We start from the raw sequence: 14,073 nt of genomic DNA on the forward strand, positions 1-14,073 counted from the left end.
ATTTACCGCTTTAATTTTAAACTTTATACGAAATCGAATTATTATATTGTATAAATTCTTTATTTTCTATATAATTAAAATTATCAAAATATTTTGGGGGTTAACAAAAATGGTAAAAAGAGGATTTAAGTATTTTCTTTTACTCACTGTAGTACTGGTATTGGCTGCATGTTCAAGCGATGAAAATGTAGACGAGGCTGCAGGCGGGGAAGGCAGTACAGAAGAAGGGGCAGGCGGAACGATTAATATCGGGATGTCTGAAGATATGGTAACAGTCGATCCGCACGGTTCGAATGACTCGGCAAGTGCGCAGATCAGACGTAATATTTACGAATCTTTAATTTTCCAGGATGAAGCACTCGAACTGACTCCGGGTCTTGCAACTGAATGGGAAGCGACAGAAGATAATGTTTGGAATTTCAAATTGCGTGAAGGTACGACGTTCCACAGCGGGCAGGAATTTACTGCTGCTGACGTGAAAGCGACAATTGACCGCGTTAATGACCCGGCTGTTGCATCACAGGTTGCATTCCTTTACGAAATGATTGAAGAAGTTGAAATAGTTGGAGATTACGAAGTTAACTTACATACAGAATATGCCTTCGCTCCATTACCTGCGCACTTATCACATAACGCAGGGGGAATTATGAGTAAGGATTTAATCGACAGAGACTACCAGGCGGCACTTGATGAGGCCGGCAGTGATGTCACTTTAGAAGAATACTATGAATTACGTGAAGAAGGCGGAGAAGAGTTCCAGGCTGTTGCTGATGAAATCAGCGAGCACATCGGGTCAGTAACCGGTGCTGAAACAGATGGTACAAACCACCTTCAGCTTGCAGACCGTTCACCGGGTGACTCGGTAACATTAAGCAGATTCGATGATTTCCAAAATGGAGAACGTGAATTTGACGAAGTGATCTTCAGAGTTATTCCTGAAACTCAGGCGCGTTTAGCTGAGCTTGATACAGGCGGTATTGATATTGCGAACGAAATCGATACAGCAAGTGCAGAGCGTATTCAAAATGGCGATGCGACTGAATTAATTGAAAGTGAATCAGTACGTATGAACTACTTAGGATTTAACATGGAGAAAGAACCGTTTGATGATCCGCTGGTACGTCAGGCAATTGCACATGCAGTTGACCGCGATGAAATCATTAACGGTGTGTACGACGGATACGGTATTACAGCACAAAGCCCGTTAGCTCCGGATGTCTGGGGTTATGACGAAGGACTTGAAAGCATCGACGTTGACGTTGAGCGTGCTAAAGAATTGTTAAGCGAATCAAGTCAGCCGGACGGCTTTAAGACAACGCTGTGGGTGAACGACGATGCGGCGATTGTGGACTCGGCTGTGTATATCCAGAATGCTTTAAGCGAAATTGGAATTACAGTAGAAGTTCAGCAGTCTGAATGGGGTGCATTCCTTGATCAGACAGCTAACGGGGAACACGATATGTTTATCCTTGGGTGGACAACAGTAACAGCTGATGCCGACTATGGTCTGTATGCATTATTCCACTCGAAAAACTTTGGTGCTCCGGGTAACCGTTCATTCTATAAAAACGAAGAAGTCGATACTTTACTGGATGAAGGACGCACAAATCCGGATGAAGCAGGACGTCAGGATGCGTACAGCGAAGTGCAGCAGATTCTGATTGACGATTCACCGGCAGTGTATCTTAACCACACAAGCTTCCTGCTTGGTGTTAATACAGACGGCGTCAGCAATATCGGTCTTGACCCTGTCGGGAATATCAGACTTGAGAATGCCTCTTTCAGTACGGAAGAAGAATAAGATAAATAATTGTACCCGGACGGGAGTTAACACTCTGTCCGGGTATTTTTATCGTCTGCAGATACAGTCATTAATTAATGGAAAACGTATTCACTCACTTTCTTAAACTTATCAGCTAGTAATAAGTAATTCGGAATAGTATAATGAACAGCGATTATTATATTAGAGGAGATTACTATGAATAAGAGTTTAAAAGAGAAACGTTCAGTTCTCGACTGGATAGAAATTACCGGTAATAAGCTCCCGCATCCGGTAACGATATTTTTAATTTTTACATTGCTGGTTATTTTAATTTCTCACGTTTTATACTTGTCTGGTGTTAACGTCAGCTATGTGGGAATTAATCCCGAATCAGGTGAACGTGAAGAACTGACAGTTCACGCGGTCAGTCTGATGACCGGGGACGGCATCAGGTTTATTTTTACGAGTGTCGTTGAGAACTTCACAACGTTCGTGGCACTTGGTCCTGTGCTTGTTGCGATGATCGGTGTCGGTGTAGCAGAGAAGAGCGGCTACATCAGCGCATTAATGACCAACGTCGTAACGAAAGCACCGCGCAAATTCGTCACGCCGATTGTAGTATTTATGGGTGTGATGTCAAACGTGGCAGCGAGTGTCGGCTACGTCGTGCTGGTACCGCTTGGTGCGATTATATTCCTCGGATTCCGCCGTCATCCGCTGGCAGGTCTTGCAGCAGCATTTGCCGGAGTAGCGGGAGGGTATTCAGCCAACCTGTTAATCGGTACGAATGATCCGCTTCTGTCAGGTATAACGACTGAAGCGGCGGGAATTCTAGATGCGTCTTACGTTGTACAGGCGACGGATAACTGGTTCTTCATGTTTGCTTCGACATTCCTTATCGTAATTCTGGGTACATTAATTACGGATAAGATTGTTGAACCGCGTCTTAAGAAATTTAATTTTGAATCAGAGGAAATCAGTGAGAACAAAGCCTTAAACAAACAGGAAAAACGTGCTTTAAACTGGGCAAACGTTTCAGCAGCCGTAACAGTACTTGCGATTTTAAGTCTTGTGGCCTTCCCCGGTTCACCGCTGCGCGGTGAAGATGGCGGAATTGTCGGCTCGCCGTTTATCTCGAGTATTATCTTTATAATGATGCTTGTCTTCCTGGTGCCGGGACTTGTCTACGGTGCAGTGAACAAGACGATTAAAAACGATAAAGATGCAGTGAAACTGATGGACTCATCGCTATCGACGATGGCAGGGTTTATCGTGCTGATATTCTTTGCAGCACAGTTCGTTTCACTGTTTAATTATTCGAACCTTGGAACGATTATTGCAGTTAACGGTGCAGGTCTGCTTGAGAATTTAAATATCGGGGCAATGCCGGTGCTTGTAGTGTTTATTATAATTACTACATTGATTAACCTGGCAATTGCAGCAGATTCTGCGAAGTGGGCAATTATGGCGCCGATTTTCGTTCCGATGTTTATGCAGCTCGGCATCGCGCCTGAAGTGACTCAGGTTGCATACAGAATCGGTGACTCATCGACGAATATCATTTCGCCGCTGATGCCGTTCTTCCCGCTGATTGTTGCATTTGCTCAGCGTTACGGTAAAGAAAATGGTATCGGTACAGTGATTTCATTAATGCTGCCGTACTCGGTAGTGTTCCTGATTGCATGGACGATTATGTTCGTTATCTGGATGATGCTCGGAATTCCGGTAGGTCCCGGAACAAATCTTTCATATTAAAAATGGTAAAGCCGCAGATTGTCTGCGGCTTTTTTCATCCTTCCGAATTATTTCAATTTCCGAAATATATGGTAAAATTTAAAGTGATACAGAGGTGTCGAAACAAGGGGGAGTAAACGCATGCGGGTATTTAAAAATTTGGGATGGTTTTTTAAGCTCGAAAAGAAAAGTTACATTACAGGATTGGTCATGCTGATTCTCGTCGCCCTGATGGAACTCGTGCCGCCGCAGGTTATCGGGCGGGTCATCGACAGGATTACGACGGATACATTAACATCGAATTCACTCGTGTTATTCGGTGTGCTGCTGTTATTTGTGGCAATTTTAACTTACATATTCAGGTTCTTCTGGCGCGTTATGATTTTTGGTGCGTCGAACAGACTTGGCCGGACGCTCCGGAAACAGCTGTTTGAAAAGTATTCATCAATGTCGCCTGCATTTTTCGGCAAGCGCCGGACAGGGGATTTAATGGCGCACGCGACGAATGATATTAACGCGGTGCAAATGACAGCGGGTGCAGGTATTCTTACAATCGCCGATTCGGTGATTACCGGCGGGGCAGTGCTGGTTACGATGGCACTGACAGTCAGCCCGAAACTGACATTGATTGCAATGATTCCTTTTCCTTTTATGGTGATATTAACGAGCTGGTACGGGTCGATTTTAAGCCGTCTGTTTCGCGTGGCCCAGGCTGCATTCAGTTCTTTAAACGATAAAACCCAGGAATCCATTGCGGGAATCAAAGTAACGAAAACATTCGGATACGAAGATGAAGATTTAAAAGACTTCACGAACTTATCGGACGATGTAGTTAAGAAAAATTTAAAAGTAGCGAAAATTGATGCGCTGTTTGATCCGACAATTACAGCGATTATTGCAATCAGCTATTTTTTATCTATATTTTTCGGTGCACGCATGGTTGTGGCTGATGAAATATCGCTCGGCCAGCTTGTCACATTCACGACGTATCTCGGCATGATGGTCTGGCCGCTTCTTGCTCTCGGCTGGTTCTTTAACCTGATTGAACGGGGGAAAGCTTCATATGACCGGATTGATGAAATTATGAATACGAAAAGTGATATCGGCAATACAGTTACAACTGACAGCGTGCCGTCAGGAGATATTACCTTTGATATTTCTGAATTTGTCTTCCCAGGTGAGGATGAAGTATCACTCAGAGATATTCACTTTACATTAAGAGAAGGGGAAACACTGGGTATTGTCGGCCGTACGGGGTCGGGCAAGAGTTCAATTATCAGACTGCTGCTCCGTGAATTTGATACATCAGGCAGTAATACGGTGAGTATTAACGGGACTGATATTAAGCAGTACGATATTAAAAAGCTGCGCCGGCTGTTTGGTTATGTACCGCAGGACAACTTTCTGTTTTCTTCGACAATCAGAAACAATATCGCGTTTACGAATCCGGAAATTAATACTGCTTCAGTGCACCGTGCCGCTGATTTAAGTTATATTCATCATGATATTGAGAATTTCCCGGAAGGTTATGAAACTGTAGTCGGAGAACGCGGTGTGTCATTATCCGGCGGACAGAAACAGCGTATTTCAATTGCCCGTGCTTTAATATCCGATCCTGAAATATTGATTCTCGATGATTCACTGTCGGCAGTCGATGCTGAAACAGAAACAGCAATTTTAAGAAATATTGAACAGAACAGAGCAGGTAAAACAAATATTATTACCGCTCACAGAATGAGCGCAGTCAGGAATGCTGATTTAATACTCGTTATGGAAAATGGACGCATCGTTGAACGCGGTACACACGATTCACTCACCGGGGCACGCGGCTGGTATTACGATACATTTAAAGCCCAGTCGCTGCGCCGGAACTTAACGAAAGAACTGGATGAAACGCTGGAAGGGGGCGGTGAATAATGACTTCTGATGTTATTAACCTGACCTTAAAAGATCAGCTCCGCGTCCTTGTACGGCTGCTGAAATACACGCTGCCGTTTAAAGGACTTCTTGCACTTGCATTCAGCATGCTCATTATCTCAACGGTGATGGGAGTTTTGACGCCGTACCTGGTGATGATTTTTATCGATAACTACTTAACACCGTCCGTTTTCCCGGAAGATGAAATTATGATGCTGATTATTGCATTTATTATCGTAAACGTCCTTGCGGTCGTGACAACGTACTGGCAGATATATTTGCTGCAGCGTCTGGCATTTAAAGTCATTCAGCAGCTGCGCATCGATGCATTCCGTAAAATCGGTATGCTCGGCATGACGTATTTTGATAAAGTGCCGTCGGGCAGTGTAGTATCCCGTCTCACAAATGACACTCAGGCAATCGTGGATATGTTTACATCGGTGCTCGGAACATTCCTGATGGCAATATTTATGGTCATATCGAGTTTTGTCATGATGTTTATACTGGATGTGAAACTGGCGTTTATCGCGCTGATTTTTATGCCGGTTATCGTAATGATTCTGCTTGTCTACCGTAAATATTCAGCACGCTACTTCTCACATGCACGCAGCCTGTTAAGCGATATGAACGCGAAACTTGCAGAGTCAATTGAAGGTATGAAAATAGTTCAGGTCTTCAATCAGGAAAAAAGACTGCAGCGTGAATTTGAAGTGATTAACGAAGAACACTACCAGTACAACCTTCGCACGATAAAACTCGACGGACTGCTGTTAAGGCCGGCAATCGATATGATTTATATTCTGTCGATTATTTTAATCTTAAGCTACTTCGGTTTCCTGAGTTTTGAAACGAGTGTAACAGCAGGTGTCATTTTCGCATTCATTCAATATATGGAACGGTTCTTTGAACCGATTAACCAGGTCAGTCAGAACCTGAATATTTTCCAGCAGGCACTTGTCGCAGCGAGCAGAGTATTTACATTGCTTGATGACACGAGACATGAACCTGCCCAGCTGAATGATGAACAATATAAAATTACTGACGGCCGTGTCGAATTTAAAGATGTGACGTTCAGTTATGACGGCAATGTCGATGTACTGAAAAATATCAGCTTTGAAGTCCCGCCGGGTACGACAACAGCACTCGTCGGGCATACAGGTTCGGGCAAGAGTTCAATTATTAATCTGATGATGAGATTTTATGAATACGAACGCGGTGATATTTTAATTGATGGCCATTCCATTAAAGAACTGCCGAAAGAAGAAATGAAGAAAAATATCGGTCTTGTGCTGCAGGATCCGTTTATCTTCTACGGTACTTTAACATCCAACATTAAGCTCTACCACAGTACTATGACTTTTGAAATGGTGGAAGAAGCAGCGAAATTTGTCGGAGCAGACGGTTTTATAAATAAGCTGCCGCATCAGTTCGATCAGAAAGTTGTGGAAAAGGGTGCGGATTTCTCAAGCGGGGAACGCCAGCTCCTGGCATTTGCCAGAACGATGGCAACTAACCCTAAAATATTGATTCTCGATGAAGCGACAGCAAACATCGATTCATCAACAGAAGAAAAAATTCAGGAATCGCTGATGAAGATGAGAAGCGGCAGAACGACACTCGCGATTGCCCACCGTCTGTCGACAATTCAGGATGCGGATGAAATTCTCGTTCTGAATAAAGGTGAGATTGTTGAAAGAGGGACACATGATGAATTGGTACAATTAAAGGGAATTTACTATAAAATGTACCGTTTGCAGAACAGTAAACAATAATTTGTCATATTTAAAGAGCTTAACATATTCATACCCCCCGTCAGATTTGATATACTGAATCTGAATGGGGGTATTTTAATGGGTTCAGAAGTAACATTTCTCCTCGCCTTCGGAGCAGGTGTGCTGAGTTTTGTGTCCCCTTGTGTACTGCCGGTTTTCCCTGCATTCGTATCGTATATTACCGGGATGAGCTACAACGAGGTTGAAAAACAGAATTTTAATGGCCGTGCCATTTTACATACATTGTTTTTCTTAATAGGATTTAGCATCATATATATTGCTCTCGGCTTTGGAACGTCATTTTTCGGAGGATACCTGATCGAGTACGGCAACTTAATCCGTCAGGTCGGAGCGATCTTAATCGTTATTTTCGGGCTTGTGATTACAGGCGTACTGAAATTTGATTTTCTGATGAAAAACCATAAAGTGGAATTTAAAAACAGACCATCCGGTTTCTTAGGCTCAATCTTAATCGGTATGGCATTCGCAGCAGGCTGGACGCCATGTAATGGACCTATAATCGGTTCAATCTTTGCAATGAGTGCATCAGAACCAAGCAACGCTTTAATGCTGATGGTTGTATATTGTCTCGGATTCGGTGTTCCATTCTTCGTCTTAAGCTTCTTCGTATCGAAAACACGCTGGATGCTTAAGTATTCAAACGTAATTATGAAGACTGGCGGCGTAATTATGATACTGATGGGAATATTATTATACTTTGACGGCTTAACTCAGATTATTATCTGGCTGCAGCCATTATTCGGAGACTTCCAGGGGTTTTAATATGATAGAATTTCTTGAATCAATCGAACAGCTGCTCTTCCTGCTGGCATCAATCGGTGCAATCATAATGGGAATTATCGTAATTTTTGTCCGCAAGCACGCGAGTAAGACACCGCTGACATTAAAGAAAATAATTATCCCGCCGGTGATGATGTCAACAGGAGCACTGATGTATATATTCCCATACTTCAGACTGTCGTGGCAGCACATCGCTGAAACCATTGCGATTGGTGCAGTATTCTCGGTAGTACTGATTATTACGACGAAATACGAAGTGAAGAATGCCGAACTCTACGTCAGACAGACAAAAGCATTCCCGATTATTTTAATGGGACTGCTGCTGGCGAGAATTGCACTGAAGTATATATTATCGCTGAATACGACACCGGGCGAAATCGGCGGGATGTTTTTCCTGCTCGCATTCGTCATGATCGGAATCTGGCGTATATCAATGCTGATTAAACATAATGAATTTAAAAAACAGCAAGCCGTCATATGACGGTGAGCTGTTTTTTTACGGGCAAATTTGGTCCGGTTGACAACGGCGTTTGCCCGTTGTGAATCCAATGCTCCCGGTTGACAACGGCGTCAGCCCGTTGTGAATCCACCACTAATAACCCAACAAAAAAACAGCAAACCATCCTACGATGGTCTGCCGCTTACTTTTTCTGTCTGTTCAAAGATGGAGAATTTCTGCTTCTCATCATCTGCAAGTTCGAACAGTTCCAAATATGGTGTGTAATCTATCTCAAGCTGTTTTAATTTCTTCTTCATAAATTTGTGGTCTTTTTTCGGCGTCGCGATAATGTAGCCTTTCATTATCTGATCGAGTTCTATCGTTTTAACGCCTTCATCAAGCGCAATTTTAGAAATCCTGCCGGCAATTCTTTCTTTTGCAACATCTCTGAACAGTTCCGGAACCGGGCTGACAAGTTCATTCAGCAGTTCACGTGCATCCTGATTCCATAACGGCAGCGCTTTTTCTATGTAATAGTCCTGCCAGTCGAGTTCTGAGTATCCGTCACCTTTAGGCATACGGCGGAGGAACTTTCTGAACATAAAGAAGCCGCCGATAGTCATTGCTCCGAGCATGATGAACGTCCATATCGCAATTAAAATCATAAAAATATCAAATGACACTGTAATCACCTCTACTTACTCCATATTATACATATTTTGAAACTTGTTTGTCCATTTAATAATTTGTGACGATATATAGGGTGAAGGGAGGTGGGAACATGATAAAAGGAGTAAGCGCCAAATTTCACTACTTTGTAATGAATGAAGAGGGCAGGGAAGTTACAAAGAACCGCTCGCTGCACCGTCTGACTAGTGCAACGACTGATGACAATATGAACACATTGGCATCAATTTTTGAAAACCTGACAGGAGAAACGTATTCAATCGTTGAGAAAGTAGTCACACACATCGTTATGAAATAGTTTAAACGACAAAAACCAGTAACCGAAAGGAGGAACACAAATGGAAGAAAAACTAGTAATGGTATTTAACACAAGCGATGAGAAAAGATATACGCTGACAATTAACAATCCAAAAGAGGGGATCACACCTGCAGAAGTTGAAGCGGAGGCAGCACGTCTGATTGCAGAAAATGTTCTGCGTCCGTCACAGGGAATTCCGGTTTCCCTGTATTCTGCGAAAATCGTTAACACAGAGACTAAAGTTCTGAAGTAATATGGACTGGATACCTTTTGTGAGCGACGTTGGATTTCCGGCTGTAATTACGTTTTTTCTGCTCCACCGCATGGAAACAAAACTCGATGATTTAATCATTACAATCCAGCAGCTCAAATAAAAATATGACTCTCCCGGATAATTACCGGTGAGAGTCTTTTGTGTTTCATGAAGTATGATAAAATCAATATAATGACTTTAAGAGGTGACTACAATGCGGATTTTACATACAGGAGACTGGCATATCGGCCGAAAGATGAACGGTCTCGATTTAATCGATGATCAGGCATACATACTGGAAAAATTAATGACTGAAATAGAAAAAAATAATATAGATCTGGTCGTTGTTGCCGGAGATATTTTTGATCGTGCAAATCCGTCGCAGCGCGCGTTAAAGCTTGCGAATGAGACGCTTTACAAAATCAATATCAAACTGCAGAAGCCGCTCCTTATTATAAGCGGGAACCACGACAGCCGTGAGAGATTAAATTACGGCAGCGAATGGTTTAAAGCAACGGACTTCCATATTAATACAGAGCTTGATGAGGTTCATATTCCCGTAACAATCGGTGACACGGATTTTTATCTGCTTCCGCATATAGAAGTGCTCGAGGCACGTAATTACTTCGAAGATGATTCAATCCATTCCCATCAGGATGCATACGATAAAATTATCGATAAGATCGAAGGCAGACTCGATAAAGAAAAGACGAACATACTTGTCGGGCACCTGTACTTATCCGACAGTATTGAAAGTGATTCTGAACGTCCGTTGTCTATGGGGCTGAGCGAGGCGGTATCGGAAGATACGTTTAAGCGTTTCGATTACTCGCTGTTCGGTCACCTGCATCATCCGTTTGCTGTAAACAGCGGGACAGCATTTTACAGCGGATCATTATTGAAGTATTCATTCTCTGAACATAAGCAGCCGAAGGGCTGCAGAATTATCGATACTGAAAAAGGGAAAGTGTCGTTTATTCCGCTTGAGCCTAAACATGATGTTGTTGTGTTTACCGGTGATTATGAAGCGGTTATTAATGAAACCGTTACTTTTAAAGACAAAGACGCCTATTTTAAATTTGAGTTATCAAATATGAGCTATGTAACAGAACCCATGAGTAAAATTAAAATGATATATCCAAACACGCTCGAGCTGAAACCGTTAATCGAAGACCGGTCATCCGAACTTCAGACTGTTGATATGACTTCGACAAGCGATGTGGAGATATATAAGTCGTTTATAGAGACGACACTCGACAGAAATGTAACGGATTTTGATAAGACGATGTTTAAGTCATACTTTGCAGGTGAACATAATGAAACTGATTAATTTAAAAGTAGAATATTTTGGTCCGTTTGAAGCCGAGGAAATTGATTTCAGCAGTCTGAACAATAAACTGTTTCTGATCAGCGGGCGGACAGGTTCCGGTAAAACAATGATTTTTGATGCTATTGTCTATGCATTATACGGAAGTGCGTCGACAACCGGACGCGATGAGGAATCACTGCGCAGCCAGTTTGCCCCGGCAGATAAGCAGGCACAGGTTAAGCTGACGTTTGAAGTGCGCGGCAGTCAGTATACTGTCGAGCGTACTTTGAAATATCACAAACCGGGTAATAAGAGTGCAACACCGCCGAAAGCTGTACTGTATGACAGCGAAAACAATATTATCGCAGGAAAACTGAATGAAGTAAGAGATGCGGTAGAGGACATAGTAAAACTGAACCGTGCACAGTTCAGAAAGATTTTAATTCTGCCGCAGGGTGAATTTAAAGAATTGCTCGTATCATCCAGCACCGACAAACAGGAAATACTCCGGACATTATTCCAGACCGGCCGTTTCCTGAACTTTGAGCTGAACTTAAAAGAGAAGCTGAAAGAACAGTCGGCTGAAGCGGAAAAACTCGATATGAGAATTAACGAGCGTGCAAAACATATTCATACTGAAGATATTGATATAACCGAACAGCAGGAATTCCCGAACTATAATATCGTTTTGGAGTATGCTGACGGTGTGAACTTCAGCTACGAGAAGAAACTTGAGACGCTTACTGAAGAAGGTAAAAAGCTGAAAGAAACGCTTCAGGAAAAGAAGCAGTCGTTACTTAAAAAAGAACAGCATAATGAACAAATCGATAAACTGAACAGACTGACAGAAACTCAGAATACATTAAAAGGACAAAAGGATTCCATTGAACAATGGCGTGCAGAAATAGCTTCATTTGAATCGGTTTCCACTATTAAATATGAACTGCTGCGCCATAAAGAACTGGATGCGGCAGCGTACGAAATTAATGATAATCTGACTAAAGAAAAAAAGCAGGAGTCAGAAATCTCTGAGCAGCTTAAAATCAGCAGGACCCGTCTTGAACAGACAGAAGAAAACATTCCGGAGATGAACAGAAGACAGCAGCAGTACTACAGCAGGGAATCATTTTTATCACCTTCTTATGAAACGCTGAATGATGATATTGATGGACTGTCTGCAGAACTTGAACAAAAAGAAATGGAAACTAAAGAATTAACAGACTCTGTAAAAGAAATAAAAGAGCAGCTTGAAAAACTGACAGCGACACGCACTGAAGCATCTGAACTGCAGGAACAGCATATTGAACTTCGCAATAAGAGCAGTAAGCTCGAAGCTGAAGTTGAAGCCGCTCACGCAGATCAGAAACTGCTTGATGAGCGCAATGAAATTAAACACAGTATTACAACAAACAATGAAAAAATCGCTGAACTGAAAGAAGAAGTAAAGCTGTTTAACAGCAACCTTGCAAATTATGATGAAGAAACAGTGCAGACACTCAATCATCTGATTAATCATCTGGAGCTCGGTACTGCATGCCCGGTCTGTGAGCAGAATGTACTTGAACTGCCGGAATCAGGCGGGTTTTCTGAAGAAGACAGAGTTCGGCTGAATGCACTGCAGGAACAACTGGCAGAGCATGAAGAAGCGAATCAGAGACATGTCATGAGAATCGATGTTATCGACGAACTGCTGAAAGATAAAGATTATCAGAATCCGTCGGAGCTTGAAACAGAGCTTGAAAAAGTAAATATAGAAAAAGATACTGCCGGCAGAAAACTGGCTGATATTAACAGCGAGCTTGAACGAAAAGAGCAGCTGAACAATGAATTATCGAAACAGAACGAAAACATATATGCACTCCAGCTGAAAAATCAGGAAATGAAAAACACAGCCGGTCAGCTGACAGAGAAACAGCAGAACTTTAAAGAAGTGACAGGATTTACTGATTACAATGACTTTAAAGCTCATATGAATTACGAGCATGAATTTATTAAAGAATTCCAGAACAATTTAAACGAGCTGAAAGAAGAAGTGAACAGTTTAACTAATCAGCAGGAACTCTCAGCTGCGAAAGTTAAATCGCTTGAAGCGGATTACGAAAAGACAGCTGATTCGAAAGACAAGTTCAACAGTATAATTGAATCGTTTATAACTAAACATGAGTATTCAGACCAGCCGGTGCTCTATGACATTATAAACGATGAGTCGATCGGTGCTAAAAAGGATAAAGTAAAATCATTCGATGATGAGAATTTATCTCTTGACCATAATATCGAAGAGCTGAAGAATACGCTCGACTCTACAGAGAGAATTTCGACAGAAGAGGACGAACAGGCGGTATCCGAAGCTGAGAGCAGATTGGAATCTGCACGTGATTATTATGCATCTGTTAAAGAACGTTTGAACCAGAACATCACATCGAGAAAGTATCTGGCGGACCTGATTAATACGTTTAATGCTTCATATGAAGAGTTCAATCAGCTGAATGAGCTTGTTGAAGCGGTGCAGGGTAAAAAGGGACAGAAGGTATCTCTTGAACGTTATGTGCTGACTTATTACCTTGAACGCATTCTGGAACTTGCCAACGTCAGACTGACAGCGATGACGAATCACCGCTATAAACTGCAGCGCAGTATGAAAAGAGTAAACCGCTACAGCGGTCTCGAAATCGAAGTGTTCGACTTCTATAATAACCAGGCACGTAACATTAATTCGCTGTCCGGCGGTGAAACATTCCAAGCATCACTTGTTCTCGCACTTGCCCTGAACGAAGCTCTGCAGCAGGAGTCAGGCGGTATTACACTGGACACGATGCTGATAGATGAAGGATTCGGGACGCTTGACCATGAAACACTTGAAGTGGCGATTTCGACATTAATCGATCTGCAGACGACAGGCAAAACCATCGGGATCATTTCCCACGTTGAAGAATTAAAAGAGCGCATGGAGCATATTTTATATGTTAAACCGGAAAATGAACGAAGTACGACAAATATCGTGACACTGTAGACAACGATTAGTCATAAAAAGGGCATAATTTATGTACGCAGTGATTTTAATATTTGATAACATTAAGAGTAAGATGAATAGTAGGAGGGGA

12 protein-coding genes are annotated in these 14,073 nt (G+C 42.3%); 11 read left to right on the top strand and 1 reads right to left on the bottom strand.

Features of this window, described 5'->3' with window-relative positions; genetic code table 11:
• Positions 1 to 109: 109 nt before the first annotated feature.
• From HNR41_RS03290 to HNR41_RS03315, 6 genes are all read left to right on the top strand, one after another.
• Positions 110 to 1,801: a glutathione ABC transporter substrate-binding protein gene (locus HNR41_RS03290; protein ID WP_184281713.1), complete on the top strand. Its 1,692-nt coding sequence runs from the start codon at positions 110 to 112 to the stop codon at positions 1,799 to 1,801.
• Between the two features lie 177 nt (positions 1,802 to 1,978).
• Complete coding sequence (locus HNR41_RS03295; RefSeq protein ID WP_184281715.1) at positions 1,979 to 3,517, top strand: AbgT family transporter; 1,539 nt, start codon at positions 1,979 to 1,981, stop codon at positions 3,515 to 3,517.
• Between the two features lie 120 nt (positions 3,518 to 3,637).
• Positions 3,638 to 5,413 carry an ABC transporter ATP-binding protein gene (locus HNR41_RS03300; protein ID WP_184281717.1) on the top strand — a complete coding sequence of 592 codons (1,776 nt, stop codon included), beginning with the start codon at positions 3,638 to 3,640 and terminating at the stop codon, positions 5,411 to 5,413.
• Complete coding sequence (locus HNR41_RS03305; protein WP_184281719.1) at positions 5,413 to 7,185, top strand: ABC transporter ATP-binding protein; 1,773 nt, start codon at positions 5,413 to 5,415, stop codon at positions 7,183 to 7,185. Before HNR41_RS03300 ends, HNR41_RS03305 begins: the two co-directional genes overlap by 1 nt.
• A gap of 78 nt (positions 7,186 to 7,263) precedes the next feature.
• On the top strand, positions 7,264 to 7,968 hold the full coding sequence (locus HNR41_RS03310) for a cytochrome c biogenesis CcdA family protein (protein ID WP_184281721.1): 705 nt from the start codon (positions 7,264 to 7,266) through the stop codon (positions 7,966 to 7,968).
• A 1-nt stretch (position 7,969) separates the two neighbouring features.
• Entirely contained in the window at positions 7,970 to 8,467 is a 498-nt protein-coding gene (locus HNR41_RS03315) for a CcdC family protein (RefSeq protein WP_229714921.1), read from the top strand.
• A gap of 143 nt (positions 8,468 to 8,610) precedes the next feature.
• Here the strand turns inward: HNR41_RS03315 and HNR41_RS03320 are convergent, their stop codons facing one another.
• Positions 8,611 to 9,090, bottom strand: a complete 480-nt coding sequence (locus tag HNR41_RS03320) for a DUF2621 family protein (protein WP_184282853.1) — start codon at positions 9,088 to 9,090, stop codon at positions 8,611 to 8,613.
• Between the two features lie 116 nt (positions 9,091 to 9,206).
• Between HNR41_RS03320 and HNR41_RS03325 the strand changes: the two genes are divergently transcribed.
• From HNR41_RS03325 to HNR41_RS03345, 5 genes are all read left to right on the top strand, one after another.
• A complete protein-coding gene (locus tag HNR41_RS03325) occupies positions 9,207 to 9,410 on the top strand; it encodes a DUF1659 domain-containing protein (protein WP_184281723.1) in 204 nt (67 codons plus the stop codon).
• A gap of 40 nt (positions 9,411 to 9,450) precedes the next feature.
• Entirely contained in the window at positions 9,451 to 9,663 is a 213-nt protein-coding gene (locus tag HNR41_RS03330) for a DUF2922 domain-containing protein (protein ID WP_184281725.1), read from the top strand.
• A 1-nt stretch (position 9,664) separates the two neighbouring features.
• Positions 9,665 to 9,784 carry a YvrJ family protein gene (locus tag HNR41_RS03335; RefSeq protein ID WP_074431610.1) on the top strand — a complete coding sequence of 40 codons (120 nt, stop codon included), beginning with the start codon at positions 9,665 to 9,667 and terminating at the stop codon, positions 9,782 to 9,784.
• 93 nt (positions 9,785 to 9,877) lie between these two features.
• Positions 9,878 to 10,993: an exonuclease SbcCD subunit D gene (locus HNR41_RS03340; protein WP_184281727.1), complete on the top strand. Its 1,116-nt coding sequence runs from the start codon at positions 9,878 to 9,880 to the stop codon at positions 10,991 to 10,993.
• Positions 10,980 to 13,982: an AAA family ATPase gene (locus HNR41_RS03345; RefSeq protein ID WP_184281729.1), complete on the top strand. Its 3,003-nt coding sequence runs from the start codon at positions 10,980 to 10,982 to the stop codon at positions 13,980 to 13,982. Before HNR41_RS03340 ends, HNR41_RS03345 begins: the two co-directional genes overlap by 14 nt.
• Positions 13,983 to 14,073 lie beyond the last annotated feature (91 nt).

The sequence above is a fragment of the Jeotgalicoccus coquinae genome, assembly GCF_014207425.1.
GTDB lineage: Bacteria > Bacillota > Bacilli > Staphylococcales > Salinicoccaceae > Jeotgalicoccus > Jeotgalicoccus coquinae.

What these genes read in the sequence shown, in the direction of transcription:
- HNR41_RS03310 (WP_184281721.1), top strand. Translation starts at nt 7,264, where the DNA reads ATGGGTTCAGAAGTAACATTTCTCCTCGCCTTCGGAGCAGGTGTGCTG.
- HNR41_RS03305 (WP_184281719.1), top strand. Translation starts at nt 5,413, where the DNA reads ATGACTTCTGATGTTATTAACCTGACCTTAAAAGATCAGCTCCGCGTC.
- HNR41_RS03325 (WP_184281723.1), top strand. Translation starts at nt 9,207, where the DNA reads ATGATAAAAGGAGTAAGCGCCAAATTTCACTACTTTGTAATGAATGAA.
- HNR41_RS03290 (WP_184281713.1), top strand. Translation starts at nt 110, where the DNA reads ATGGTAAAAAGAGGATTTAAGTATTTTCTTTTACTCACTGTAGTACTG.
- HNR41_RS03300 (WP_184281717.1), top strand. Translation starts at nt 3,638, where the DNA reads ATGCGGGTATTTAAAAATTTGGGATGGTTTTTTAAGCTCGAAAAGAAA.
- HNR41_RS03315 (WP_229714921.1), top strand. Translation starts at nt 7,970, where the DNA reads ATGATAGAATTTCTTGAATCAATCGAACAGCTGCTCTTCCTGCTGGCA.
- HNR41_RS03330 (WP_184281725.1), top strand. Translation starts at nt 9,451, where the DNA reads ATGGAAGAAAAACTAGTAATGGTATTTAACACAAGCGATGAGAAAAGA.
- HNR41_RS03295 (WP_184281715.1), top strand. Translation starts at nt 1,979, where the DNA reads ATGAATAAGAGTTTAAAAGAGAAACGTTCAGTTCTCGACTGGATAGAA.
- HNR41_RS03345 (WP_184281729.1), top strand. Translation starts at nt 10,980, where the DNA reads ATGAAACTGATTAATTTAAAAGTAGAATATTTTGGTCCGTTTGAAGCC.
- HNR41_RS03320 (WP_184282853.1), bottom strand. Translation starts at nt 9,090, where the DNA reads ATGATTTTAATTGCGATATGGACGTTCATCATGCTCGGAGCAATGACT.
- HNR41_RS03335 (WP_074431610.1), top strand. Translation starts at nt 9,665, where the DNA reads ATGGACTGGATACCTTTTGTGAGCGACGTTGGATTTCCGGCTGTAATT.
- HNR41_RS03340 (WP_184281727.1), top strand. Translation starts at nt 9,878, where the DNA reads ATGCGGATTTTACATACAGGAGACTGGCATATCGGCCGAAAGATGAAC.